At 72.6% G+C, this 24285-nt stretch carries 23 protein-coding genes; 16 read left to right on the forward strand and 7 right to left on the reverse strand.

The features are described 5' to 3' along the window. Positions 1-73 precede the first annotated feature (73 nt). From ACZ6TV_RS14125 to ACZ6TV_RS14135, 3 genes are all read left to right on the forward strand, one after another. Complete coding sequence (locus ACZ6TV_RS14125) at positions 74-3376, forward strand: family 78 glycoside hydrolase catalytic domain (protein ID WP_465297556.1); 3303 nt, start codon at positions 74-76, stop codon at positions 3374-3376. A 162-nt stretch (positions 3377-3538) separates the two neighbouring features. Next, the gene (locus ACZ6TV_RS14130; RefSeq protein ID WP_465297557.1) at positions 3539-4336 is read left to right on the forward strand and encodes a DUF5937 family protein; all 798 of its coding nucleotides are present in this window, start codon (positions 3539-3541) and stop codon (positions 4334-4336) included. Positions 4337-4347: 11 nt separating this feature from the next. Beyond that, on the forward strand, positions 4348-4476 hold the full coding sequence (locus tag ACZ6TV_RS14135) for a hypothetical protein (protein WP_465297690.1): 129 nt from the start codon (positions 4348-4350) through the stop codon (positions 4474-4476). Here ACZ6TV_RS14135 and ACZ6TV_RS14140 read toward each other — a convergent pair. Together ACZ6TV_RS14140 and ACZ6TV_RS14145 are read right to left on the reverse strand one after the other, a co-directional pair. After that, positions 4463-5113 (reverse strand): rhomboid family intramembrane serine protease, encoded by a 651-nt coding sequence (locus tag ACZ6TV_RS14140; protein WP_465297558.1) that lies wholly within the window; start codon positions 5111-5113, stop codon positions 4463-4465. The two genes, ACZ6TV_RS14135 and ACZ6TV_RS14140, sit on opposite strands and share 14 nt — an antisense overlap. Then, positions 5110-5802 carry a winged helix-turn-helix transcriptional regulator gene (locus ACZ6TV_RS14145; protein WP_465297559.1) on the reverse strand — a complete coding sequence of 231 codons (693 nt, stop codon included), beginning with the start codon at positions 5800-5802 and terminating at the stop codon, positions 5110-5112. The genes ACZ6TV_RS14140 and ACZ6TV_RS14145 overlap by 4 nt, the downstream gene beginning before the upstream one ends. Before the next feature lie 44 nt (positions 5803-5846). Here ACZ6TV_RS14145 and ACZ6TV_RS14150 point away from each other — a divergent pair, with 44 nt between their 5' ends. The 4 genes from ACZ6TV_RS14150 to ACZ6TV_RS14165 all read left to right on the forward strand — a co-directional run bounded on the left by ACZ6TV_RS14150 (position 5847) and on the right by ACZ6TV_RS14165 (position 9051). Further along, the gene (locus tag ACZ6TV_RS14150) at positions 5847-6563 is read left to right on the forward strand and encodes a DUF899 family protein (RefSeq protein WP_465297560.1); all 717 of its coding nucleotides are present in this window, start codon (positions 5847-5849) and stop codon (positions 6561-6563) included. Positions 6564-6725: 162 nt separating this feature from the next. Further along, positions 6726-7787 carry a sensor histidine kinase gene (locus tag ACZ6TV_RS14155; protein ID WP_465297561.1) on the forward strand — a complete coding sequence of 354 codons (1062 nt, stop codon included), beginning with the start codon at positions 6726-6728 and terminating at the stop codon, positions 7785-7787. Beyond that, positions 7784-8416: a response regulator gene (locus tag ACZ6TV_RS14160; protein WP_465297686.1), complete on the forward strand. Its 633-nt coding sequence runs from the start codon at positions 7784-7786 to the stop codon at positions 8414-8416. Before ACZ6TV_RS14155 ends, ACZ6TV_RS14160 begins: the two co-directional genes overlap by 4 nt. Continuing rightward, positions 8413-9051 (forward strand): DUF2306 domain-containing protein, encoded by a 639-nt coding sequence (locus ACZ6TV_RS14165; protein WP_465297562.1) that lies wholly within the window; start codon positions 8413-8415, stop codon positions 9049-9051. Before ACZ6TV_RS14160 ends, ACZ6TV_RS14165 begins: the two co-directional genes overlap by 4 nt. Here ACZ6TV_RS14165 and deoC read toward each other — a convergent pair. The 3 genes from deoC to ACZ6TV_RS14180 all read right to left on the reverse strand — a co-directional run bounded on the left by deoC (position 9045) and on the right by ACZ6TV_RS14180 (position 11756). After that, positions 9045-9752 (reverse strand): deoxyribose-phosphate aldolase, encoded by a 708-nt coding sequence (gene deoC, locus ACZ6TV_RS14170; protein ID WP_465297563.1) that lies wholly within the window; start codon positions 9750-9752, stop codon positions 9045-9047. The genes ACZ6TV_RS14165 and deoC overlap by 7 nt on opposite strands. Then, positions 9749-10474 carry a GntR family transcriptional regulator gene (locus ACZ6TV_RS14175; protein ID WP_465297564.1) on the reverse strand — a complete coding sequence of 242 codons (726 nt, stop codon included), beginning with the start codon at positions 10472-10474 and terminating at the stop codon, positions 9749-9751. Before ACZ6TV_RS14175 ends, deoC begins: the two co-directional genes overlap by 4 nt. Before the next feature lie 88 nt (positions 10475-10562). Continuing rightward, positions 10563-11756 carry a hypothetical protein gene (locus ACZ6TV_RS14180; RefSeq protein WP_465297565.1) on the reverse strand — a complete coding sequence of 398 codons (1194 nt, stop codon included), beginning with the start codon at positions 11754-11756 and terminating at the stop codon, positions 10563-10565. Between the two features lie 114 nt (positions 11757-11870). Between ACZ6TV_RS14180 and ACZ6TV_RS14185 the strand changes: the two genes are divergently transcribed. Then, positions 11871-12695, forward strand: a complete 825-nt coding sequence (locus tag ACZ6TV_RS14185) for an alpha/beta fold hydrolase (RefSeq protein ID WP_465297566.1) — start codon at positions 11871-11873, stop codon at positions 12693-12695. On the opposite strand, the gene ACZ6TV_RS14190 is transcribed toward ACZ6TV_RS14185, so the two are convergent. Further along, positions 12685-13038 carry a hypothetical protein gene (locus ACZ6TV_RS14190; RefSeq protein WP_465297567.1) on the reverse strand — a complete coding sequence of 118 codons (354 nt, stop codon included), beginning with the start codon at positions 13036-13038 and terminating at the stop codon, positions 12685-12687. The genes ACZ6TV_RS14185 and ACZ6TV_RS14190 overlap by 11 nt on opposite strands. Before the next feature lie 70 nt (positions 13039-13108). Here ACZ6TV_RS14190 and ACZ6TV_RS14195 point away from each other — a divergent pair, with 70 nt between their 5' ends. Together ACZ6TV_RS14195 and ACZ6TV_RS14200 are read left to right on the forward strand one after the other, a co-directional pair. Further along, positions 13109-13570 carry a GtrA family protein gene (locus ACZ6TV_RS14195; RefSeq protein ID WP_465297568.1) on the forward strand — a complete coding sequence of 154 codons (462 nt, stop codon included), beginning with the start codon at positions 13109-13111 and terminating at the stop codon, positions 13568-13570. 44 nt (positions 13571-13614) lie between these two features. Then, on the forward strand, positions 13615-13797 hold the full coding sequence (locus tag ACZ6TV_RS14200; protein WP_465297569.1) for a hypothetical protein: 183 nt from the start codon (positions 13615-13617) through the stop codon (positions 13795-13797). Positions 13798-13811: 14 nt separating this feature from the next. Here ACZ6TV_RS14200 and ACZ6TV_RS14205 read toward each other — a convergent pair whose 3' ends face one another. After that, on the reverse strand, positions 13812-14699 hold the full coding sequence (locus tag ACZ6TV_RS14205; protein WP_465297570.1) for a LysR family transcriptional regulator: 888 nt from the start codon (positions 14697-14699) through the stop codon (positions 13812-13814). 83 nt (positions 14700-14782) lie between these two features. Here ACZ6TV_RS14205 and ACZ6TV_RS14210 point away from each other — a divergent pair, with 83 nt between their 5' ends. The 6 genes from ACZ6TV_RS14210 (at position 14783) to ACZ6TV_RS14235 (ending at position 24163) form a co-directional block, all read left to right on the forward strand. Next, positions 14783-15463, forward strand: coding sequence for an alpha/beta fold hydrolase (locus ACZ6TV_RS14210; protein WP_465297571.1), 681 nt, complete (start codon positions 14783-14785; stop codon positions 15461-15463). After that, positions 15460-16254, forward strand: coding sequence for an LLM class flavin-dependent oxidoreductase (locus tag ACZ6TV_RS14215; protein WP_465297572.1), 795 nt, complete (start codon positions 15460-15462; stop codon positions 16252-16254). Before ACZ6TV_RS14210 ends, ACZ6TV_RS14215 begins: the two co-directional genes overlap by 4 nt. Before the next feature lie 63 nt (positions 16255-16317). After that, positions 16318-17004 carry an FKBP-type peptidyl-prolyl cis-trans isomerase gene (locus ACZ6TV_RS14220; RefSeq protein ID WP_465297573.1) on the forward strand — a complete coding sequence of 229 codons (687 nt, stop codon included), beginning with the start codon at positions 16318-16320 and terminating at the stop codon, positions 17002-17004. A gap of 112 nt (positions 17005-17116) precedes the next feature. After that, positions 17117-18718: a M28 family metallopeptidase gene (locus ACZ6TV_RS14225; protein ID WP_465297574.1), complete on the forward strand. Its 1602-nt coding sequence runs from the start codon at positions 17117-17119 to the stop codon at positions 18716-18718. Between the two features lie 429 nt (positions 18719-19147). Beyond that, the gene (locus ACZ6TV_RS14230) at positions 19148-19426 is read left to right on the forward strand and encodes a hypothetical protein (protein WP_465297575.1); all 279 of its coding nucleotides are present in this window, start codon (positions 19148-19150) and stop codon (positions 19424-19426) included. Between the two features lie 105 nt (positions 19427-19531). Continuing rightward, entirely contained in the window at positions 19532-24163 is a 4632-nt protein-coding gene (locus tag ACZ6TV_RS14235) for an FG-GAP-like repeat-containing protein (protein ID WP_465297576.1), read from the forward strand. Positions 24164-24285: the final 122 nt, after the last annotated feature.

Below are 24285 nucleotides of genomic sequence, written 5' to 3' on the forward strand. Positions count from 1 at the left end.
GAGGCGGCGGCGCTGTTAGCCTGAGGCAACGCAGAATTGAAAGGTTTCAATTCCTAACGTGAAGGACACCGCCATGTTCGTTCACAATCGCGTCGGACAATGCGTGGCCGCCGCCGTCCTCGCAGTCCCGATCACCGTCGCGGCGACCGCCGTGGCGACCACTCCGGCCGCCGCCGCGGCCGGCCAGATCGCCGTCGCCGACCTCCGCGTCGACAACACCGGCGACCCGCTCGGCACCGACAACACCCGGCCCGCCCTCAGCTGGCGGTTGTCCGCGACGGCCAACGGCGAACGGCAGACCGCCTACCGGATCCTCGTCGCCAGCACACCCGGCCGGCTCAGCCCGGGCAGCGCCGACGTCTGGGACAGCGGCAAGGTCGGCACCGGCACCTCGATCGCCGTGCCGTACGGCGGGCCCGCTCTGCAGCCCGCCCGCGCCTACCACTGGGCCGTGCAGGCCTGGGACGCCGCCGACCAGCCGTCCGCGTGGAGCGCCCCCGCCCGCTGGGAGACCGGCCTGTTCGGCACCCAGGACTGGAAGGGCGCGCAGTGGATCAGCCCCGACACGTCCACCACCGCGGCGCCGATGCTGCGCGCGACCTTCACGCTGCAGAGCAAGGCCGTGGCGAGCGCACGGGCCTACGTGCACGGGCTCGGCTTCTACGAGCTGCGGCTCAACGGCGCCAAGGTGGGCGACCAGGTCCTCGCGCCCGCCAACACCCCCTACGAGCGGCGCAACCTGTACAGCACGTACGACGTCACCGCCGCCCTGCGCGCCGGTGGCAACGCCGTCGGGTTGTGGCTCGGCGACGGCTACGGGCCGCGGTTCAGCCCGTACGGCTTCCGCTGGACCGGCCCGAGACAGGCGATCCTGCTGCTCGACGTGACGTACACCGACGGCACCCACCAGACCGTCGTCAGCGACCCGTCGTGGAAGTGGCAGACCGGCCCGATCACCGCCAACGACATCTACGCCGGCGAGACCTACGACGCCCGGCTCGAACGCACCGGCTGGGACCAGACCGGCTACAACGACACCGGATGGCGCGCCGTGCGGACCGTCGCCGCCCCGTCCGGCCCGCTGACCGCGGCGACGCTGCCGCCGATGCGGGTCGTCGCCACCCGCCCGGCCGCGCGGCTCACCCAGCCGCAACCGGGCGTCTGGGTGTACGACTTCGGCCAGAACATCGCCGGATGGGTGCGCCTGCGTGCCCAGGGCGCCGCCGGCACCACCGTGCGCCTGCGGACCGCGGAAGAGGTGCGGGCCGACGGGATGCTCGACACCGCCACGAACCGCAATGCCGCCTCCACCGACACCTACACCCTCGCCGGCACCGGCGCGGCCGAGACGTACGAGCCGCGGTTCACGTACCACGGCTTCCGCTACGTCGAGGTCACCGGCTTCCCCGGCACGCCCACCGCCGGCAGCCTCGACGCCCGGGTCGTCCACGCGGACGTGCGGAGCACGGGGACGTTCACGTCGTCCGACGCGCTGCTCAACCAGATCTGGCAGAACAACCGCTGGTCGATCCTCAACAACTCGATGAGCATCCCGACCGACAACCCCGTCCGCGACGAGCGCACCCCACCGGGCATGGACGTGCAGGCGTACCACGACGCGTCGATCCGCGAGTTCGGCATGAACGCCTTCTACGCCAAGTACCTCGCCGACATGCCGCCCGGCACGGCACTGCCGAACGACGCCGGCAACGCGCAGCAGCCCGACATGGGCGGCAACCAGGTCGTGCTCGCCTGGGCGCTGTACGAGCAGTACGGCGACCGCGACACCCTCGCCGCGCACTACCCGGCGATGAAACGCTTCGTCGACACCAACGCCGCGAACGTCCCCGGCCACATCTGGACCACCGGCTTCGGCGACTGGTGCCCGCCCGACCTCGGCCCGAACGCGGGCGGCGGTCAGGGCAACCCGAGCGCCGGCGCCTGCCAGAGCGAGGTGTCCATCGTCAACACGGCGCTGTCGTACCGGCAGGCGCAGACCCTCGCGAAAGCCGCGGCAGCGCTCGGCCAGACCGCCGACGCGACCCGCTTCACCCAACTCGCCGACAGCATCAGAGCCGCCTTCAACACCCGCTTCCTCAACGCTGACGGCGCGAGCTACGGCGGCGGCCGGCAGACCACGAGCGTGCTGCCGCTCGCCTTCGGCATGGTCCCCGACGCCAACGTCACCGCCGTCGGTGCCCGGCTCGTCGACACGATCCTCAACCGCAACGGCGGGCACCTCGACACCGGCATCTTCGGCACCCGGTTCCTCGTCGACGCCCTGGCCCGGATCGGCCGGATCGACGTGGCGGCGACCGTGCTCGGCACCACCACCTACCCGGGGTTCGGCTACCAGATCAGCCGCGGCGCGACGACACCGTGGGAGCAGTGGACCTACCAGTCCAACATGGAGACCCACGACCACGCGATGTGGTCCGGCGTCAACGCCTCGCTCTACACCCAGCTGGCCGGCATCCAGCCGACCGGGCCGGCCTACTCGACGCTGACCGTCGACCCGCGGATCCCGGCCGGGCTCACCCACGTCGCCGCGTCCGTCGACACCGTCCGCGGCACCGTCGCCAGCGCGTGGACCGTCACCGGCGGACAGGTCACGCTCGACGTCACGGTGCCCGTCGGCGCCACCGCGACCGTTCACGTGCCGAACTTCGGCCGCGGCGACGCCACCGCCGGCCCGCCGGGTGCCTCCCAGGTGTCCGCCGGCGGCGTCGAAACCGTCTACACCGTCGGCTCCGGCGTCTGGCACTTCACCGGATCCGTCGCACCGCCCGGGTCCACCGCGCTGCCGGGGGCGTGGCCGCGGTGCGCGGCCGAGACGGGCACCTGCGCGTTCACCGGACCCCGGACGGTGGCGTTCGGGGCGGCCGGCCGCTTCGCCTACGCGACGCCGTCCAACGGCACCGCCTGCGCCAACGGCGTCTTCGGCGACCCCGCGCCGAACGTCGCCAAGGCCTGCTACACGACCCCGCCGCCGACGGCCGCGGACACCTGGACACCGTGCGCCGCGGAGACCGGCACGTGCGCGTTCGCCGGCACCGCCACCGTCGCGTACGGCGCGGCCGGGCAGTACCGGTACGCCACGGCCACCGGCGCGATGGCGTGCACGAACGCCGTGTTCGGCGACCCGGCCCCCGGCACGGCGAAGGCCTGCTATCTCACCGCGCCGCCACCCGGCACGACGACGTGGACGCCGTGCGCCGACGAGACGAAGACGTGCGCCTTCACCGGCACCCGCGAGGTGGCGTTCGGGGCGGCGGGGCGCTACACGTACCGCCGCATCACCGGCAGCGCACCCTGCACCAACGTCGTGTTCGGCGACCCGGTCCCGGGCACGGCGAAAGCCTGCTACGTCCAGTGACCGCCCGGCCCGAGTGCTCGTTTCACGGGCGCTCGGGCCCCCCGTTGGCACGTCAGTCGACTACGCCGCCGCACCGCCCGGCAATCCGTTCGAAAATTGTCGAACGGATAGACCGTCGTTAGGGTTGGCGCAGTGATAACCGTGACGGTCGACGGTCCGGGCATGGCACACCTGCGGCTGGCGCCGTCCCCGGCCGTCGAGACGGTCGAGTGGCTGCGCCTCGTCGCCGTCGGCCAGCGGCACCGCGAGTTCGGCGACCCGGGCCCCGCGGCGCGGTTCGCGCTCCGCGACCGCGACGTCACCATGCTCGCCGCCGTCCTGCGCGCCGGCGGCGACTACACCCCGGACCTGCTCACCCCGAACCCACCGACGCCGGACTGGTCCCGCGCGTGGCAGCAGCAGCTCTCCAGCGTCGCCGCGACGCCCGGCACCACCGTCGCGGCGCAGCTCCGCGACGGCCACGTGACCGGCCTGCCACGCGACGTCCGCGACGCCGTCGAGGGCGGCACGTTCGCCGTGCGGGCGGCCAGGGCGCTGCGCCACTTCTACGACACGGCGCTCGCCGACCAGATCACCGCCGTCCGCGACGCCATCGACGCCGAGGTCACGATGCGCGCGCAGCTCATGGCTCGGCACGGCATCGGCCACGCCGTCAACACCCTCCACCCGAAGATCCACTGGACCGGCACGACGATCGAGCTGACCGTGTCGCACACGGCGACCTCCGCCCTGCCCGACGCCGGCCTGCCGCTGGTGCCGTCACTGCTCGGCTGCCCCCGGCTGAACGTCCAGCTCGACTGCATCGGCGACCCGTTCGTGCAGTACCCGCTGTGGGGCCGCGCGCCCCCTCCACCCGCACCGCCGGGCCGCTGCACCTCTTCGGCACGCACCGGGCGGCGATCCTGCGCGACCTGGACGTCCCCCGCTCCACGACCGAGCTCAGCCACCGCCACCACCTGAGCAAGTCCACCGTGTCGTATCACCTGGCCGCCCTGTTCAGCGCCGGCCTGCTGATCCGCGCCCGCGAGGGCAAGGCCGTCCAGTACAGCCGCAGCCCCCACGGCGAGCAGGTCATCGCCCTGCCGGTCACCCCGCCATAGCTCCGTGCCCCCGGCGGGTAGGCCCCCGGCGTCGCCGACCGGCCGCGAGCAGCGCACCGAGGACGGCACCGATGGCGGCGGCGCCGCCGTGGATGTCGGCGAGGACGAGCAGTGCGAGCGCCACGGCCAGGCTCGCCGCGGCGAGCACCCGGATTCGGTTGGCAGGGGACAGCAGCAGGGCGGCGGCGGCGAGGGACGCGGCAAGGCCGAAGTCGACGAGGGAGTTCCCGGCGCCGACCGGCTGGACGGCGAGGCCCCACAGGCCGCCGAGGACCTGCACGGCGCACGCGACGGCGACCCACCGGGCGGTGCCCCAGAGGCGTTCGGCGAGCGTGCCGACGACGGCGAGGGTCACGAGGTTGGAAATGGTGCCGGGCCAGCCGCTGTCCTGCACCACGAACGACGTGACCAGGCGCCACACCTCCCCGTCGGCGATCGCGGCCCGGTCCCGGCGCAACGTGCCGAGCAGCGCCGGCGCGGCGGTGAGCTGCAGCAGCGACACGACGGCGACGAGCGCGGTCGCGGCGGTCGTGGCGACGGGCAGGCGCCGTGGCCCGGGCGGCGGACGCAGGCCGGCGCCGGCCCAGACGGCGGTGACGAGCAGCATGACGTACAGGACGGACAGGAGGACGGTCACGGGTCCATCGTCGCCGATGGCGGTGGGGTGTAGAGGGCCACGATCGAGGCGACGGCCGCGCGGTCGCCGTCGATGTGCGCGGCGGCCAGGTCCACGCCTTCGAAGAGGATCCCGCACCAGGTGGTCGAGTCCGCGGTGACGGTCGCCGCCGGGCCGTCGACCGGGCCCGGCCGCACGTCGACGGTGCCGTCGCCGGTGGCCGTGTGGAAGCTGTGCACCGGCGGGCCGCCCCGGCGGGTGTCGCGCTGGTCGTGCAGGTGGAGCACGATCGGCGGGAGCTCGGCACGGACCGGCGGTGCCATGGTCCGCATGGCGACGACGGCCGCGTCGGGGGTCATGCCGCCCTCGGTGCCCGGGTCGGGGCCGGCGGAATACCAGCGGCCGAGCGATCCCAGGACCTGCTCCAGCCCGCGGCCCCACTCGGTGGCGACATATGCGGGGGTGCGGGCCAGGTCCGGCAGGACGACGTGGTCGACGATCCCGGCCTGCCGCAGGGAGCGCAGCCGGTCGGTGAGGACCGCCGGGGTGATGCCGCGGACGGACTCCTGCAGGTCGGCGAAGCGTTTGGGGCCGAGGATCAGCTCCCGCACGATGATCAGCGACCAGCGGTCACCGACGAGGTCGAGCGCGTTCGCGGCCCGGCACGCGTCGCCGTGCCCGCCATAGGTCTGCCGGATCGGCACCGTCACCCCGCTCTGTTCAACCGAGTATGAACTATGTTTAAGATAGCATCATGACCGTGATCCCCGCCCCGGCCGTCGTCGACCGCGAGGCCTGGCTCCGCGAGCGGGACGCGCTGCTGGTCCGCGAGAAGGCGCACACGCGTGAGGGCGACGCGATCGCCGCCGCCCGCCGCCGCCTGCCGATGGTGGAGGTCACCCCGATCTCCCTGGTCGGCGCGGGCGGCCCGACACCGTTCGCGGACATCTTCCAGGGCCGCGACCAGCTCGTGGTCTACAAGCACATGTGGCACCTGGACAAGCCGTTCGAGGAGCAGTGCGAGGGCTGCACCGCCTCCATCTGGGACTTCCAGGACGCCGCGTATCTCAACGAACGCGGCATCTCCTTCGCCGTCCTCGGCGAGGGGCCGTATTACCAGCTGGCCCCGTTCCGGGAGTTCATGGGCTACACCCACCCGTGGTATTCCACCTACGGCATCGACGACCCGGCCTATGCGGGCGGCGGCGTCATCGCCTGCTACCTGCGCCGCGACGACCGGTTCTTCCTCACCTACGAGACGACCGACCGCGGCGTCGAGGCCATCATGGCGTCGCACAAGCTCCTGGACATGACGGTCTACGGCCGGCAGGAGACCTGGGAGTCCTCGCCCGGCGGCTGGCCGCAGGACCCGACGTACACGCGCTGGCGCCGCGACGGCCGTCCCGTGCCGCAGTGGACCCGCCCGGGCGTGACCCCCGTCGCGGGCGCGGAGCAGCCGCACTGCCACTGACCGCGGGGCGACACGGGTCCAGAACCCATGTACGCAGGTTTGCGTAGCCCGGTGTCATCGCCGGGATGACGACGGCACGGCCGCGATGCAGGACAGTCGAGCCGTGACGAACACGATGCCCCGGACGTCGCCGGGCCCGGCGGCGCGGCGCGGGCGCACCGGATGAGGGACACGGCGTGGGTCCTCGGCGCGGCCGCCGTGATCGCCGCCGGCACGGCCGCCGTCGCGGGCCCGGACCCCGGCGCGATCGCCCTGGCCGCGGTCGCCGCGCTGGTCACGGCCGGGCTGCGGCACAGGCCGGAGTGGGCGCTCGGCGGTGCCGTGCTGACCGTCAGCGGCTACCTGCTCGCCGGGTACCCGTACGGTCCGGTGCAGCTGTGCATGGTCGCCGCCATGTTCGAGGTCGCGAGACGGCGCCGGCTGCGGGTCTCGGCCGTCGCCTGCGTGATCGCGGCGCTGGCCGCCTCGGCGACGGTGCTGCTGCGGACGATGCCGGGCCTGCACCAGCCGATCTTCCTCGCCCTCGGCTGGACCGGCTGGGTGGTGCTGCCGTGGTCACTGGGCGCGCTGCTGCACGTCACGGCGGTCGCCCGGGAGCGGGCCAGGCAGGACCTCGTCGCCCGGACCGCGGCGGCCGAGCGGGTACGGATGGCCGGCGAGGTCCACGACGTCGCCGGGCACGGCTTCGCGCTGATCGCGATGCACGCCGGCATCGCGCTGCTGGTCCTCGACGAGCGACCCGACCAGGCCCGGGCCTCGCTCGAAGCGATCAAGGCGGCCAGCGGCGCGTCGCTGTCGGACCTGCGTCGCATGCTGGAGGCGTTCCACCCGCACGACGGCGGCGGCGGGATCGAGGGGATCGGAGCCCTCGTCGAGGAGGTCCGCGCGGCCGGCGTGCCCGTGGAGCTGACGATGACCGGGACGGCGATGAGCGAGGAGGCGGGCGCGGTGGCGTTCCGGGTGGTGCAGGAGTCGCTGACGAACGTGCTGCGGCACGCCGGACCGACGACCGCCGAGGTCCAGGTGACCCCGGACGGCGGCGACGTGCTGGTGCGGGTCGGTGACCGCGGGCGCGGCGCCGCCGGCGGCGACCCGGCCACCGGCAGGGGACTGGCGGGGCTGGGACGCAGGGTCGAGGCCGCCGGCGGGCGGTTCGCCGCCGGGCCGCGCGACGGCGGCGGCTTCCAGGTCAGCGCGTGGCTGCCGGCCGGCGGCACCCGATGATCCGGGTGGCGCTGGCCGACGACGAGGCCCTGGTCCGCATGGGCCTGCGGGTGCTCATCGACCGGGAGGACGACATGACCGTGGTGGCGGAGGCCGCCTCCGGCCCCGAGGCGCTGCGCGTGGTGCGCGACCAGCGACCGGACGTCCTGCTGCTCGACATCCGGATGCCCGGCATGGACGGCCTGGCGACGCTGCGGGCCGTCGAACCCACCACCCGGGTGATCATGGTGACGACGTTCGAGATCGACCGGTACGTCTTCGAGGCGCTGCAGGCGGGCGCCGCCGGCTTCGTGCTGAAGGACACCGCCCCGGCCGAGCTGGTCCGGGCCGTGCGGGTCGTCGCGGCCGGCGAGGCACTGCTGTCGCCGTCGGTGACCCGGAGGGTGGTGTCCCTGTTCAGCCAGCCCGGCGGCGCCGTCACCGGCATCGACACCCTGACCGGCCGGGAGCGGGAGGTCGTGGCCTGGGTGGCGACCGGGAACACCAACGAGGAGATCGCCCGGGAGCTGTCGCTGAGCCCGGCGACCGTCCGCACCCACACGGGCCGCGCCATGGTGAAGCTCAACGCCCGCACCCGCGCGCAGCTCGTCGTCATCGCCGTGCGGGCCGGGCTCACGGTGGACCGATGACGGCCCGGCGCTGGGCCCTGCTGGTCGTGGCCGTCGCCGTGGGTGGCGTGCTCGTCGCGCCGTACACCAGCCTCGACATCGACGACAGCCGCCTCGACGTGACCGGGTCCGTGCACTACGGCACCCTGGTCGTGCACGTCTTCACGGCCGCCGTGGCGCTCGTCCTCGGACCGCTGCAGTTCATCTCGGCGGGCCGCCGGTGGCGGCACCGCCTGGTCGGCCGGGTGTACCTGCTCGGTGGCGTCGTGCCCGCGGCGGTCACGGCCGTGCCGGTGGCACTGTGGTCGGGGCGGCCGCTGACCCAGGTCGGTCTCACCACCGCCGCGGTGCTGTGGCTGGTGACGGGTTTCCTGGCGTACCGGGCGGCCCGCCGCCACGACTTCACCGCCCACCGGGAATGGATGATGCGCAACTACGCGCTCACCTTCCTCGCCGTCACCGCCCGCGTCCTGGTCCCCGTGTCGCTGCTGGTCCGGATCCCGTTCGGCGGAGCCGGGTCAGGACCGGTCGCCGACGACATCCCCGCGCTGATCTCCTTCGGTCAGACCGCCGGCTGGATCATCAACCTCGTCGTCGCGGAACTGCTCATCGGCCGGCGCCGCCGGACGACGGCAGCAGCGCACGGGCGTCAGTAGGTGCCGGAGGGCGCCGGAGCCGCACCGGGCGCGGGGCGTTCGCCGCGCTCGCGGGCGGCGAAGTCGTCGAGGATCGTCTCGGTGGCGGTGGCGCCGAACCGGGTGGCGCCCGCCTCGTGCAGGGTCAGCAGCGTGTCGAGGGTCCGGACCCCGCCGGCCGCCTTCACCCGGACGGCCGGGGAGACGGTGGCCCGCATCAGCTGGATGTCGGCGAGGGTGGCGCCACCCGGGGCGAAGCCGGTGCTGGTCTTCACGAAGTGCGCGCCGGCCGCCTCGGCCAGCCGGCAGCCGGTGACCTTCTCCGCGTCGGTGAGGTAGGCGTTCTCGAGGATGACCTTCACGACGTGGCCGTCGGCGGCGGCGACCACGGCGGCGATGTCGTCGCGCACGTACCGCTCGTCACCGTCGCGGAGCCGGCCGACGTGCAGGACCATGTCGATCTCGTCCGCGCCGGCCGCGACGAGCGCCCGGGTCTCGGCGACCTTGACGGCGGTCAGCGTGTCGCCGTGCGGGAAGCCGGCCACGGTGCCGACGAGGACACCCGTGCCGGCCAGGGCGGACACGGCGAGCGGCAGGTCGGACGGGCGGACGCAGACCGAGGCGACGGCGCGGCGGGCCGCGATCTCGCAGCCGCGCACGACGTCCGCGGTGGTCAGCTCGGGACGCAGCAGGGAGTGGTCGATCATCTTGGCGACGTTCATGACGGTGCTCCGGTCTGAGGAGGCTGCACGTCGAAGGTGACCCGCAGCGCGTAGCGGGACCCGACGTAGCGGCTGACGGTGTACTCCAGCGGCGCCGAGTGCTGGTCGACGATGAGCCGGGTCTCGACGAGCAGCGGCTCGGCCGCGGGCACGTTGAGCCGCTCGCCGTCGGGTCCGGCCGGCTGGGCGGTGAGGGTCGAGGAGCCCAGCGTGGGGCGCAGCCCGAGGTCGTGCAGCGCGCGGTGCAGGGACCCGCCTTCCAGGTCGGCGTCGAGCAACGCGGTCAGGTGGGCCGGGAAGGTCGCATACTCCACCGCGATGGGCGTCCCGTCCGCCAGCCGGACCCGGACGATCGAGACCACGCCGGGCGCCGTCGCGGCCGGCCGCAGCGCCGCGGCCTCGTCCGCCGACGCCGCCCGGACCTCCGCCCCGACGACCCGCGACGACGGCGTGCGTCCCCAGCTGCGGACCTGGTCCTGGAAGCTCATCAGCGTGCCGGCGGCCCGCTGCGTGGGCCGCTGCCGCACATACGTGCCGCGACCCTGGATGCGCTCGATCAGCCCGTCCGCCTCGATGGCGTTGAGCGCGGCCCGCATGGTCATCCGGGCGACCCCGAACTCCTCGGCGAGCACCGACTCCGCCGGCAGCGCGTCGCCCGGTGCCGCCCGGTCCAGCCGCACCCGCAGCTCCCGCTCGATCCGCACGTACAGCGGCGTTTTCACCACCAGATCCTCCAGGTCTCCTAGACAACCTAGAGGTTGGCACCGCCGACGGCAAGCTGATCGCTTTCGGTCGGGGGAAGCGGCGGCCTTACGGTGCGGGGGAGTGGCCGGCCAGGATCTGGATCGCCTCGTCGACGCGGCCCTCGCGGATCAGCAGCTCGGCCAGGACGGCGGCGTCGTGGTCGTGGCGGACGGGCCACAGCAGGGCGATCGCCTCGTCACAGCGTCCGGCGTCGGCGAGCAGCTCGGCGGCGTAGCCACGGTGGTGCGCGGGCAGCGCCTGCAGATAGGCGTCGTCGATGCGGCCGAGAGCGTGCAGCAGGAAGGTCCGCAACGACGTCAGGTCCAGGTCAGGGCGTGTGACAAGGTTGTCGACGATCGACAGGGCCTCCCCGGCGCGACCGGCCCGGACCATCGGCGTCACCAGCCCGTCGAGATACTGCTCCGGGTCCTGCAGCGCGAACGGGCGCATCAGGTCGATCGCCTCGCCGGTGCGGTCGTGGCGGGTCAGCAGGTCCGCCAGCTGGTGCACGGCGAACGCGTCGCCGGTGGTCACCAGCGGCCACAGCACCTTCACCGCCTCGTCGACCTGGCCCTGCCGCTCCAGCAGCGCCGCGAGCCGGTGGACCGCGGCCGGGTGGCCGCTCTCGGCGGTGAACCGCACCAGGCCCGCCTGGTCGTGCCGTGCCAGCAGGCCGGCGAGGTGCTCGGGCGCGTCCGTGGCCGGGTCGGCCGCGCGCAGCACCGCCGCCGCCTCGCTCACGTGGCCCTGCCGCTCAAGGACCGCCGCCAATGCCACCGATGCGTCGGACGCGGTCCTGAGCAGGGCGGCCACCTCGGCGTCGCGCCCGTGGCCCGCGCTGAGGCGCACCAGTGCGGCGGCGGAGGACGGGTCGTGCAGCCGCGGGCCCAGCAGGTCGATCACGTCGTCGACGCGCCCCAGCCCGGCCAGCAGCTCCGCCGCGCACAGCACCGCGTCCGGGTCGCCCGCCGCGGCGAACGGGCGGACCAGGTCGACGCCCGCCTCGCCCTGCACGGCCGCGATCCGCGCCACCGCCGGCGTGAACGCGTCCGGCGCCACGAACGGCCGGTACACGGCGAGCGCGCCGTCCACGTCGCCGCGGGCCAGCAGCTCCGCGCCGAGCGCGTCGGCGCAGGCCCAGTCACCGGCCTCCGCCATGCGGCGCAGCACATCCAGCCGGCCATGCCTGGTCAGCAGCGACACGACGGGGCTGGCGCCGGGCGTCGTGTCCCTGTTCAGCAACTCCTGCGGCTCGCGCATGCCTGCAATCGTAGAAGCGCCGCGGCCCCGCCATCGACCGCGGTTGTGGAGATTCGGTGCCCACGGCCCGAAATACGTGGCGCGGATGGCGGTTGAGCTGCAGGATCACGCCACGTGACAATTGCTGAGATTCGGACGGCGTCCGGGGTGCGGTTGCGGCAGGTGGCGGAGCGGACCGGCGACCTCAACTGGCTGCTGCTGCCCGGAGGGCCCGGCATCGGGTCCGAGAGCCTGCACGGTCTGGCGGACGCGGCAGGTGTACCGGGGGCGACCTGGCTGGTCGACCTGCCCGGCGACGGCTCCAACCCGGTCGGCGGCGACGCTTTCGCCGGCTGGCCGGATGTCGTCGTCGAGGCGGCGCGGGCACTGCCGGACCCGGTCCTCGTCGGGCACTCGACGGGCGGGATGTACCTGCTGTCGGTGCCGGCGCTGGAGCCGCTGCTGGCCGGGCTGGTCCTGGTGAGCTCGGCGCCGCACGCCGGGTGGATGACCGACTTCGCGGAGATGACCAGGGCGCATCCGCTGCCGGCGGTCGACGAGGCCACCGCCGTCTACGAGGCCGACCCGACCGACGCCAACCTGGGTCGGCTGGCCGTGGCGTCCGCGCCGTGGAACTTCACCCCTGACGGGGTGGCCGCCGGTGCGGAGCTGCTGGCCCGGATGCCCTACAACACCGCCGCCGTCGACTGGTCGGCCCGCAACTTCGACAGCACCTACGAGCTGCGGTGGTGGCCCGCGTCGACGCCGACACTGATCGTCAGCGGCGCGCAGGACCGGATCGTCAACCAGCACCTGTGGGACGAACCCCGCTTCCAGGGCGCCCACGTGCTGCACCGCTGGATCCCCGGCGCGGCGCACTTCCCGTGGGTGGAGCAGCCGTCGGCGGTGCGGGCGGCCTTCCACGAGCTTGCCGGAAGATGCCGGGGGGCTATCGGGTGAGCTTCACGATGTATTCGGTGTCGTTGTGGTGGCCCTCGAACTCCATGAACTCCCCGGCGACGAAGATCCAGCCGCCGGCGGCGATGAGTGCCCGCAGCCGCTCGATCGGGATCCGGACGACGTCGTCGGGGACGTCCCACTCGTCGATCGCCTCACGCGCCTGCGCTTCGAGCTCCTCGACCGACGCGATGTCCTCCGGGTCGGGCTCGGCACCCGTGCAGGGCTGCCATGCGCCCTCGGCGACCCGGCGCATCAGCTCGGCGTTCATCGCCTCGGCGCCGTCGATGTCGTCGTCCCAGTCGTGCTCGAAGTAGCTGAACATCAGCATCACGGTCTCGGCCACGCCGATGATCGTAGGCCCGGACCCGGCGAATTCACCGAACCGTTCAACCGGCGGCGGTAAGGTCACCGCCGTGCTGGGGAGAGTCCTGATGGTGTGGCGGCATCCGGTCGTCCGGTTCCTCGCGTTCGCGGGGCTCGGGTTCGGGTTCGACGTCGCGCTGCTGCTGGTGTTGAAGGCCACCACGCCGCTGCCGGCGTTCGCGTGCGTGACGATCGCGTTCTGGGCGACGTACGCGCTGAACTTCGTGCTGAACCGGTACTTCACCTTCGACGCGGGTCATCGGGCGGTGGGGCCGCAGGTCGCGCGGTTCGTGGTGCAGGTCCTCGGGGACTACGCGCTCACCGTGGGGGCGGTCCTCGGGCTGCAGGAACTCGGTGTCCACCTCGCGATCGCCCGGGTCGCCGCCGGCGGGTGCACGCTCGTCTTCAACTACGTGCTGTACCGGTGGTGGACGTTCCGCCGCCCCGCGCCGGAGGCCGAGGCGCCGCCCGAGGTGGTTGGCGCCGGCTACGAGCGGGTATCCCAGCGCTGAACGCACATCGACTGGGATACGGGAGGCCGGCCATGTTGCCGAAGATGATCGCTCGGTGGGCGGTTGCCGCGATCGCGGTGCCGCTGGCGATCGCCGGGGCCAGGAAGGTCAGCGACCGGATCGAGGCGCGACGCGGTTCGACGCGGGCCAGCCGGCTGCTGCGGCGCGGCGTGTCCACCGCGGAGCGGCTGACCGGCCGGCGGAAGCGCCGCCGGCTCGCCTGGTAAAGCCCGGCGGGACGTCACGTCGTGCGGTAGGCGGCCGTGATGTCCAGGGCGAGTTCGATGGCGCGGGCCGCGAGCGGTGAATGCGTGCGGCCCGCCTGCCACAGCAGGTAGATCTCCCGCGGCGGGAACGGCGGGTGCAGCGCGTGCACCGACAGCGTGTCGTCGTGGGCGGGACCGTCGAGGACGAGCCGCGGCAGGATCGCCGAGCCGATTCCCGCCCGCACCATCGACAGGACCGCGTCGTTGCCGGCGGTGCGGAACACGATGCGGGGCTCGACGCCGGCGCGGGCCAGGGTGTCCTCCACCCGGGGCTGGTCGCAGACCGGCGGCCAGGCGACCATCGGCGCCCGGTGCAGGCCGGTCAGCGGCACGGGACCGGGCGGGAAGTCGCCGCGGCGGGCGACCAGGACGTACGGGTCGTCGAGGAGCTTGCGGTGCTCGACGTCGCCGTCGACGCGGCCGTCGAAGAACATGAGGTCGACGGCGGCGAGCCGCGGCGGGTCGGTCTCCTCCTCGAACAGCCGGATGTCGCAGGCCGGATACTCCTCGCGCAGACGGCGGATGAGCAGCGGCAGGACCGCCGTCGACAGGCTCTGGAAGGTGCCGATGTCGACGCGTCCCTCACCGGCGCGGAACCGGTCGATGGCGTCGGTCATCGCCCGCGTCCGGGCGAGCAGGTCACGGCCGTGGGTGAGGACCACCTGGCCGAGCGGGGTGAGGCGCACCGGCTTCGGGCCGCCGGGACGGTCGAACACGGCGCCGCCGACGGCCTTCTCCAGGCCGGCGATCTGCTGGCTGACCGTCGACTGGGTGTAGCCCAGGCGGGCGGCGGCCCGGCTGAAGGAGCCCTCCTCGACGACCGCGGCCATCGTGGCGAGGTGGCGCAGTTCGACATCGGACACCCGTCCAGAGTATCGCGGGAGGCGATCGACACCATCGCCAATGATCGCTTTTCAGCATGGAACACCGGGCATAGCGTGAGGGCATGAGCACGTTCGTACTGATCCACGGCGGGGGAGACTCGGCCTGGTCCTGGCACCTCGTCGCCGCCGAACTGCGGGCCCGCGGCCATGACGTCGTCGCGCCGGACCTGCCCGCCGACGACGACACCGCCGACCTGACCACCTACGCCGACGCGGTCGTCGCGGCCGTCGGGGACCGGACGCACGCCGTCGTCGTCGGGCACTCGTTCGGCGCGTTCACCGCACCGCTCGTCGCGGACCGGCTCGCCGCCGACACCCTCGTGCTCGTCGCCGGGATGATCCCCGTGCCGGGCGAGCGGCCCGCCGACTGGGGCGGCGGCGCCGGCTACCAGGACGCGGTCCGGGAGCAGGCGGCCCGCGACGGCGGGCTGACCGGCAACGACGACCCGGACGTCATGTTCTACCACGACGTGCCCCGCGACCTGGCCGAGCAGATGCGGCGCCGGGAACGCGCGCACCCGTCGCGGACGGCGACGGCGAAGCCGTGGCCGCTGGACCGGTGGCCGGCGGTGCCGACGCGATTCGTGCTGTGCGCGCGGGACCGCTGCTTCCCGCCCGGCCTGTTCCGGAAGCTGGTCCCGCAGCGGCTCGGCATCGTCCCCGACGAGATCGACGCCGGGCACTGCGTGGCGCTGAGCCGCCCCGCCGAGCTGGCGGAGCTCCTGGACGGGTACACGGCATGAGCAAGAACGCGATCTGGCTGCCGCTGTTCGACGAGCTGGCGGACCCCCTGCTCGTCGCGCGCCTCGCGGCGGAGGCGGAAGAGGCCGGCTGGGACGGATGTTTCGTCTGGGACCACGTCCGGTGGGGCGCGCCCATCCAGCGGCTCGCCGACCCGTGGATCACGCTCGCCGCGGTCGCCGTCAGCACCGAACGGCTGCGGATCGGGCCGATGGTCACCCCGCTGCCGCGGCGGCGGCCGGCCAAGGTCGCCCGGGAGACCGCGACCCTCGACCGGCTCAGCGGCGGCAGGCTCACGCTCGGCGTCGGCATCGGCGGTGACCGGTTCGGCGGCGAGTTCTCCAAGTTCGGCGAGCAGACCGACGACCGGGCGCGCGGCCAGATGCTCGACGAGGCCCTGGCGATCCTCACCGCCGCGTGGTCCGGCGACCCGGTGCGGCATCATGGGGCGCACTATGTCGTCGACGACGTGACGTTCCTGCCGAGGCCGGTGCAGGCGCCCGGGGTGCCGGTGTGGGTGGCGGCCATGCCCGGCAGCGTGCGGCCGCTGCGGCGGGCCGCCAGGTATCAGGGGTACTTCCCGGTCAACCTGCGGCACGCCGACGAGCTGGCCGAGGCCCTCGGCAGGATGCCGGCGCCGGAAGGGCCGTTCGACGTCGCGGTCGAGCTCCCGCCCGGCGGCGATCCCGGCCCGTACGTGCGGGCGGGCGCCACCTGGCTGCTGACGGAGCTCGATCCCGTCGGCCTGACCGCCGACCGCGTCCGCGGGGTGGTCCGCGACGGCCCGCCGTGACTCCCAGCAGGTTCAGATCGGGACACAGTGGTCAGTCGCAGTTCACCGCCGTATGGTGTTGCGGTGACCGAACGTGTGGCGACCTCGCAGCGCGGCGCAGCGAACAAGCGCGCTGCCAGCACCCAGTTGGACAAGGCCGAGAAGCGTGCCGCGGCGAAGGCCGCCCGCGCGAAGGCGGCCGCGGCGGAGAAGCGCCGGCGGATGCTGGGCATCGTCGGGTCCGCCCTCGCCGTCCTGCTGATCATCGTCGGGATCGCCTGGTATGCGCAGTCCGGTGACCCGTCGACGCCGGCGTCCGGCACGAGCAGCGAGGCCTCCGCGCCGGGTGCGGACACCCCGTCGCAGGTCGCCGCGTTCCCGCCGCTGCCCGTGGACGCCGACCCGGCGCTCGGCACCAAGCCGGTCGCGACGGCCGGGACCGGCACCGTGTCGAAGCTCGTGGTCACCACGCTGATCGAGGGCAAGGGCCCGGTCGCGCAGTCGGGGCAGACCGTCACCGTGAACTACGTCGGCGTCACCTTCGCCGACGGCAAGGAGTTCGACTCGTCCTGGAAGCGCTCGCAGCCGTTCGAGTTCCAGCTCGGCGCCGGCGGCGTCATCCAGGGCTGGGACCAGGGCCTGCAGGGCGTCAAGATCGGCAGCCGGGTCCAGCTCGACATCCCGGCCTCGCTGGCCTACGGCGACAACCCGGGCAACGGCGCGCCCGGCGGCACCCTGCGCTTCGTCGTGGACCTGCTCGGCGCCAAGTAACCGAGGACGCGCCCGCAGATGGCGCGAAATCGGACATGCATCAACTACCGTCGATCTTGCGGATCTGCATACAGTCCTTCCTCGTACCTCGACGAGGAGGGGAGAGCACAACGTGCTTCGCAGATTCGTGGGCGCGGCGACCGTCGCGGTGCTGGTGGGATCGGCCGGGCTCGTCTCGCCGGCACCTGCCAGCGCCGGCGGTCCCGGTATCAGTACACCGAAACAGCTGACCAAGGCCGTGACGCTGCCCGGCGTCCTGCGGCACCTGCTCGCGCTGCAACTGATCGGTGACCTGAGCGGCGGCAACCGCGCCTCCGGCACCCCGGGCCACCAGCGCAGCGCCGACTACGTCGCCGCCGCCCTGCGGCACGCCGGCTACCAGGTGACCCGGCAGCCGTTCCAGTTCAACTTCTGCGAGGAGGAGGGCTCGGCGTTCGCGCAGACCGCCCCGGCGCCGGCGACGTACGTCGAAGGCACCGACTACGACGTCATGACCTGCTCCGGCTCCGGTGACGTCACCGCGGCGGTCGTGCCCGTCGACCTGAACCTGGTCGCCCCGCGTGTCGACGTCACCTCCGGCTGCGAGGCGGCCGACTTCACCGCGGCCGTCGCCGGGAAGATCGCGCTCATGCAGCGCGGCGGGTGCCCGTTCGGCACCAAGGCCGCCAACGCCGAAGCGGCCGGCGCCGTCGGCGCGATCGTCATGAATCAGGGCAACGGCGACCCGGTCACCGCACCCGACCGGTACTCGCTGCTGCTCGGCACCCTCGGCGCGCCCGTCGGCATCCCGGCGATCGGCGTGTCCTACGCGACCGGCGAGGCGTTCTCCACCACGCCCGGGCTCACCGTCCACCTCACCACGTCGACGACGGCCGAGATCCGCGACACGGAGAACGTGATCGCCGAGACGAAGACCGGCGACGCGGGCAACGTCGTCATGGCCGGCGCGCACCTGGACTCGGTGCCCGAGGGCAACGGCATCAACGACAACGGCAGCGGCAGCGCCGCCCTGCTCGAGGTCGCCCTGCAGATGGCCCGCACCAAGCCGGTGAACAAGGTTCGCTTCGCCTGGTGGGGTGCTGAGGAGGCGAGCCTCGTCGGCTCGACCTTCTACGTCAACAGCCTCACCCCGGCGCAGCGGGCGCAGATCCGCCTGTACCTCAACTTCGACATGGTCGCCTCGCCCAACTACATGTTCGGCGTCTACGACGGCGACGACTCCGCCGCGTCCGGTGCGGGTCCCGGCCCGGCCGGCTCCGCGCAGATCGAGAAGCTCTTCGAGGCGTTCTTCGCCTCCCGCGGCCAGCAGACGAACGCCGCGGACTTCACCGGCCGCTCCGACTACGGCCCGTTCATCGCCGCGGGTGTCAACATCCCGGCCGGCGGCCTCTTCACCGGCGCGGAGGTCGTCAAGACCGCCGCCGACGTCGCGAAGTTCGGCGGCGTCGCGGACGTCCCCTACGACCCCTGCTACCACAAGGCCTGCGACGACCTGTTCCGTGTCACGCAGAAGGGCGGCGACGCCGCGCTCTACGCCCAGCTGCGGCAGCAGTACACGCTCGTCGGCAACATCAACACGTTCGCCCTGGACACGAACGCCGACGCGATCGCGACCGCCGTGATCACCTACGCGTTCGACACGTCGTCGATCCCGCCGCGCACCGCGGCCGTCGCGGGCGCCCGCACGGCCGGTCCGGCGGCGACGACGAGCTGATCCGCTGACCAGCAAGGGGCGCCGGTGACCGCACCGGCGCCCCTTGCGCTATTCCTTGCTCTTTCCTTGCTATTCGCGCGCTTTTCCTTCGCTCTCGACACAGTGACGATCACCACCTCGCCGGCGTTCCGGCGGCGGCATGTGCGGTTGTTGAGCCCGATTCGAGACATTCAGAGATCGGCATGTTACGAATCCGTGATCTCCGATCCGCCACGGAACATGCGAGAGTGCTCGGCACGGGGGCGGGCATCGATGCCCGCAACCCTCATGGACGCCATCGGCCGACGTTGAGGGAAGGCTTCACCATGTCTGGATCACCGCAGCTTCTGCGTGCGCCGCGCCGGCGAGATCCCCGCCGGCCGCCTGCGGACGCGGCTCTCCCGCCACGACTTCGGCGGACCGCCGCGGAGCGCTGCCGGAGGGCATGAGATGGAGTTCCGGATCAGCTTCCCGGGCGAGCTGGACGAATACGACTGGTCCATGGTCGGGACGAAGGGGTGGATCGACGTGACCGTCCGATGGGACGGTGGCGAGGCCGCGCTGCAGTTCTACGACCCGACCAGGTTGGGCCAGCACATCCAGGACGACATCGGGCACGACGGGTTCTTCGTCGGCAGGAACGTCGTCGTCGTGGCCGAAGTGACCGGGGCCGCGGTCGAGGCCGCCGTCGCGGGCCTCGCCGCGCGGGACTTCGCCGACGTGAGCTGAGCCGCACCACACAGATTCCCCAGCCGCAAGGACCGGACGACCAATCGATGGTCGCCCGGTCCCAGTGCTGCGCATTTCCGATCCCACCCCCTCGAAAGGAAACGCATGACATCGCCACCTGGACTCCGGTTCGCGGTCATCACGCTCTTAGCCGCGGTCGGGGCCGTCGGCGCGGTCGCGCCGGCCGCCGCCGCGCCGCCCGTGCCCGACCACGGTGCCGGTGCGGAGGCGGCGCCGACTGTGCAGACGCCGACGCAGGCCTCGGCACAGGCGCGGCAGACCAAGAAGGCCGTGCCGGTGACCGGCTCCACCACCGACACGGACACGCTCGTCGCCAACCCCGACGGCTCGTTCACCCTGACCCGCACCGCGGCGCCGGTGCGCAAGCGGGTCGGCAGCGCGTGGCGCGACCTCGACGCCACCCTGAGGTCCACTTCGGACGGTGTCGTTCCGGCCAACACCACCACCGGTCTGCGGCTGTCCGGCGGCGGCACCGGACCGCTCGCCACGATGAGCGACGCCGGCGGGACGCTCGCGCTGACGGTACCGATGACCCTGCCGAAGCCGACCCTGGACGGCGCGACCGCGCTCTACACCGCGGTGCTGCCGGGCGTCGACCTGCGGGTGACCGTCGACCGGCAGGGCGGGTTCCAGCAGGTGTTCGTCGTGCACGACGCGAAGGCCGCCGCCGACCCGCGGCTCAAGGAGCTCGCCCTCGGCGTCAAGGGCGACGGCGTCAGCGTCGAGGCGGACAGCGAGGGCAACCTCAGCGCCAAGGACCGGCGCGGCAAGGTGAGGTTCGCCGCACCCGCCCCGACGATGTGGGACTCGTCGCCGTCGACGTCGATCGCCGCGGACAAGTCCGCGAGCGCGGGCAAGGACGCGGTCCGCCCCGGCAGGACGACGAAGAGCGCGGTCAAGGTGACGCGCAAATCGGCGAACGAGGCGACGATCGGCCTGACCCCGGACAAGGGCCTGCTGAACGGCGCGGACACCCAGTATCCGGTCTACATCGACCCGACGTGGACGCCTGCCGGCTCCCCCCAGAACGGCTGGTCGACCGTCACGCAGAACTTCCCGTCGACGAAGTACTGGAAGAGCACCCCGGACCCGCAGGGCCGCATGCAGGTCGGCAACTCGGGCTCGATCTTCTCGCACACGCTGGTGAACTTCCCGATCCCCGTCACGACCCTCGCCGGTGCGACGATCAACTCGGCGACGTTCTACATGCACAACACGTACTCGTGGTCGTGCTCCGCGCGGACCGTCTACGTGCACGCGCCCTCGATGGTGCTGACGTCGACGAACGCCAGCTGGAACTCGTGGAACGGGCAGCTCGGCTCGGCCGTCACCGAGAAGAGCTTCGCGCATGGGTACAACACCAGCTGCCAGCCGGCCGGCGAGGGCTTCGACGTGGCCAACACCATCCGCAGCGACGTCGCCACCGGCAAGACGGTGCGCACGTTCGGCCTGACCGCGGCCGGCGAGACCGGGTCGGACCACAGCGGCTACAAGGAGTTCGACCCCAGCGGGGCGAGGATAGAGATCCATTACAACCATGCGCCGGAGACGCCGTCGGACCTGAGCACGTCGCCGACGACGTCCTGCGCGGCGGTGCCGCCGTCGGTCGTCGGTGACGGCTCGGTGTCGCTGTACGCGAAGGTCGGCGACAGCAACGGCAACGAGCTCGGTGTCGCGTTCAAGCTGTGGAAGACCTCCGACGCGTCGCAGACGGCGCTGGCGTCCTCCGACCCGGCGCTGCTGACCGCCCCGGCGGGCAGCCACGCGACGCTCATCGTGCCGCAGGCGACGCTGAAGACGGCGGCGGGCTCGTCGCTGACCCAGTTCTCGTGGAAGGTGCAGACGACCGACACCATGGCGACCAGTGCCTGGTCGCCGACGTGCACGTTCGCGTTCGACCCGACGCGGGCCGGCGCGCCCGTGGTGACGAAACCAGCCACCACGACGATCGCGCAACCGGCGACGTTCACCGTCGCCAAGCCTCCGACGGGCTCGGTGCCCACCGGCTACCTGTACCAGCTCAACGGCGGCCCGGCGGGGCAGGCGACCGCCACCGGCGGCAACGCCAGCATCACCGTGACCCCGACCCGGGCCACGAACGTGCTGACCGTGACCAGCCTGTCCGGCAACATCGGCGACACCGCGACGGTCATCTTCAACTCCACCGCCGCCACGCTCGCCGCCGACCAGGACACGACCGGCGACGGCCTGCCCGACCTGCACACCGTCGGCGGGGTCAACGGCCTGCCGGCCGGGCTGTGGCAGACGCCGGGGGCCAGCGGCGGGACGCTGCGGAGCTACGCGGCCAACGTCGGGATCTACGGCAACGGCGTCGTCGGCGACAACTCCCCGGCGAACTTCGCCGGGGCGCAGAGCGTCACCGGCCGGTTCCGCGGCACGAACCTGCAGGACCACCTGGTGTACTACCCGGGCGGCGCCAACCCCGGCAGCGGCATGGTCATCGACGGGACCGGCGACGGCTCCGCCCTGCAGGCCCATCGCGGCTACGAGGTCAACATCTCCGCCGGGCTGCTGTCGGACATCAACGGCCTCAACCCGCTACAGGTGGCCAACGCCGGCAACAGCTCCGGCCAGGGCCTGGCCTACCCGGACCTGATCACCCTCAACGGCGACGCCACGAACGGCTACTACCTCACGTACATCGCCAGCCAGAACGGCACGAACAACTACCAGTTCCCGGCCCAGCTGACCAACCTGACCCCGACCGGCGGCACCGACTGGAACACGTGGACCATCGTCACCTGCCAGGTGGCCGGCGGCACGTCGATGTTCCTGTGGCGCAAGCAGTCCGGCGAGCTGTACCTGTGGAACGCCCTGCAGTTCAACCTGGGCACGCAGGTCCTCAGCTACAGCCAGTACCGGCTGTCGACGGGCTTCAACATCGGCGTGTCCAACGTGCTGCAGGCCGCGGACATCAACCGGGACGGCACCGCCGACCTGTGGACGCTGGGCGCCGGGCTCATCAGCAAGGCATGGCTGGTCAGCAACCTGACCGGCACCACGGGCACGATCACCGCGCAGGCGCCGCAGACGCTGACCACGGCCGTGCACCACTGGAAGCTGTCCGACGGCACCACGCCCGGCACGGCCGTCGGCACCGCCGCGGACAGCGTCGGCACCACCCCGCTGACCGGCTCCGGCACCGCCGTCTGGCACACCGGCGACCTGTACAGCCCGGACGTGCGGCTCAACACCGACGCTAGCGGCGCACCGGTCGCGAGCCCGACCGGCGTGCTGTCGTCCAGCTCCAGGCTGATCGACACCACGACGTCGTTCTCGGTGTCCGCATGGGTCAAGCCGGCCGCGGCCGGTGGCGTCGTGATCTCCGAGGACGGCGCGCACTCCGCCCGCTTCTTCGTGCGGATCGAACCGGTCGACAAGACCTGGCAGTTCGGCATGGCGACGTCGGACACCACCGGCTGGTCCTACGACACGGCCCGGTCCACGGGCAAGGCGCAGGCCGGCGTGTGGACGCACGTCGAGGCCGGGTTCGACGCGAGCACCGGCATCATGGCGCTGTACGTCAACGGCAAGCTGGCCGCGACGGCGCACCACTACCCGGCCGTCACCTGGCCGACGACCGGCAACCTCATCATCGGCGCGCAGAAGAACAACGACGTGCGCACCGACTACTTCGCCGGGCAGGTCGCCGACGTGCAGACGTTCGCCGACCCGCACGTGGTCACGGCCGCGATGAACCCGCGCCCGAAGCTGCCCGCGTCGGCCGGCAACATCGCCGACCTCGACGGCGACCTGCTGCCGGACCTGCTGTACTACGACACCAGCGGCGGAACCCTGTACATCAGCCTCGGCACCAGCAGCGGCGGCAACCTGACCCGCGCCGCCTCGTCGCAGGCGTCCTCCGGCTGGGCGACCGTGAGCAGCCACATGCTGGTCGACTGGGACGGCGACGGCAAGCTCGACGTGCTGGGCAGGAGCGGCGCCAACGACCTGTTCCTGTGGCGCAACATCAGCACGCCGGGCAACTTCGGTCTCGCCGCATACGTCACGCTCGGCAGCGACTGGGGCAGCGTCACCAGGCTGATGAGCGGTGACTTCAACGGCGACGGCAAGGCCGACATCGCCGCGCTCAGCCTCGACGGCAACACCATGTACATCATCCCCAACACCAGCTCGGGCGGCACGCTCAGCCGCGGCACGCGGGTGAGCATCGGCACCGGCTGGTCCTCGGTGACGTCGATCTGGGCCGTCGACTTCGACAGCGACGGCATCACCGACTTCCTCGGCCGCAGCTCCACCGAGGGCTACGTGTGGCGGATGACCTACACGAGCACCTACACCGTCGCGCCGCTGGTCTACCTGAGCAACGCCGGTGACTGGGTCAACTACGGCCGCGTCGTCCCCGGCGACTTCAACGGTGACGGCCGGGTCGACATCGCCGTCTGGTCCACCAACGGCGACTACCTGTCCATCATCCCGAACACGACCGTCAACAACGTCATCAGCCGCGGCCCCACGGCCGGTATCGGCAGCGGATGGTCGTCCATCAGCACCATCTTCAGCAGCGACTACGACCAGGACGGCTGCACCGACCTGATCGGCCGCGCCGGCGACATGCTCTACGCCTGGCGCTTCACCTCCACCGGGGCGACCGCGCCCGGGTTCCAGAACACACCGCTCTACTCGCTCACCGGCGGGTGGAGCAACGTCGGCGTGTTCGTGCAACGCCGCTGATCCAACCGGTGGGGGGGGGGGGGAGCACAGGGCCCGCAAACACCCCTTTTTTGGGAGCCCCTCCAGGAGGGGGGAAGGGAAAAGAGTGGGGGTACAAGAAACTCTGGTGTGGTGGTCCAGAA

Source organism: Dactylosporangium sp. NPDC051087, assembly GCF_055586325.1.

Coding starts and splice junctions, on each gene's coding strand:
- ACZ6TV_RS14125 (WP_465297556.1), top strand. CDS start 74: ATGTTCGTTCACAATCGCGTCGGACAATGCGTGGCCGCCGCCGTCCTC.
- ACZ6TV_RS14130 (WP_465297557.1), top strand. CDS start 3,539: ATGGCACACCTGCGGCTGGCGCCGTCCCCGGCCGTCGAGACGGTCGAG.
- ACZ6TV_RS14150 (WP_465297560.1), top strand. CDS start 5,847: ATGACCGTGATCCCCGCCCCGGCCGTCGTCGACCGCGAGGCCTGGCTC.
- ACZ6TV_RS14155 (WP_465297561.1), top strand. CDS start 6,726: ATGAGGGACACGGCGTGGGTCCTCGGCGCGGCCGCCGTGATCGCCGCC.
- ACZ6TV_RS14160 (WP_465297686.1), top strand. CDS start 7,784: ATGATCCGGGTGGCGCTGGCCGACGACGAGGCCCTGGTCCGCATGGGC.
- ACZ6TV_RS14165 (WP_465297562.1), top strand. CDS start 8,413: ATGACGGCCCGGCGCTGGGCCCTGCTGGTCGTGGCCGTCGCCGTGGGT.
- deoC (WP_465297563.1), bottom strand. CDS start 9,752: ATGAACGTCGCCAAGATGATCGACCACTCCCTGCTGCGTCCCGAGCTG.
- ACZ6TV_RS14180 (WP_465297565.1), bottom strand. CDS start 11,756: ATGCGCGAGCCGCAGGAGTTGCTGAACAGGGACACGACGCCCGGCGCC.
- ACZ6TV_RS14200 (WP_465297569.1), top strand. CDS start 13,615: ATGATCGCTCGGTGGGCGGTTGCCGCGATCGCGGTGCCGCTGGCGATC.
- ACZ6TV_RS14210 (WP_465297571.1), top strand. CDS start 14,783: ATGAGCACGTTCGTACTGATCCACGGCGGGGGAGACTCGGCCTGGTCC.
- ACZ6TV_RS14215 (WP_465297572.1), top strand. CDS start 15,460: ATGAGCAAGAACGCGATCTGGCTGCCGCTGTTCGACGAGCTGGCGGAC.
- ACZ6TV_RS14230 (WP_465297575.1), top strand. CDS start 19,148: ATGGAGTTCCGGATCAGCTTCCCGGGCGAGCTGGACGAATACGACTGG.
- ACZ6TV_RS14235 (WP_465297576.1), top strand. CDS start 19,532: ATGACATCGCCACCTGGACTCCGGTTCGCGGTCATCACGCTCTTAGCC.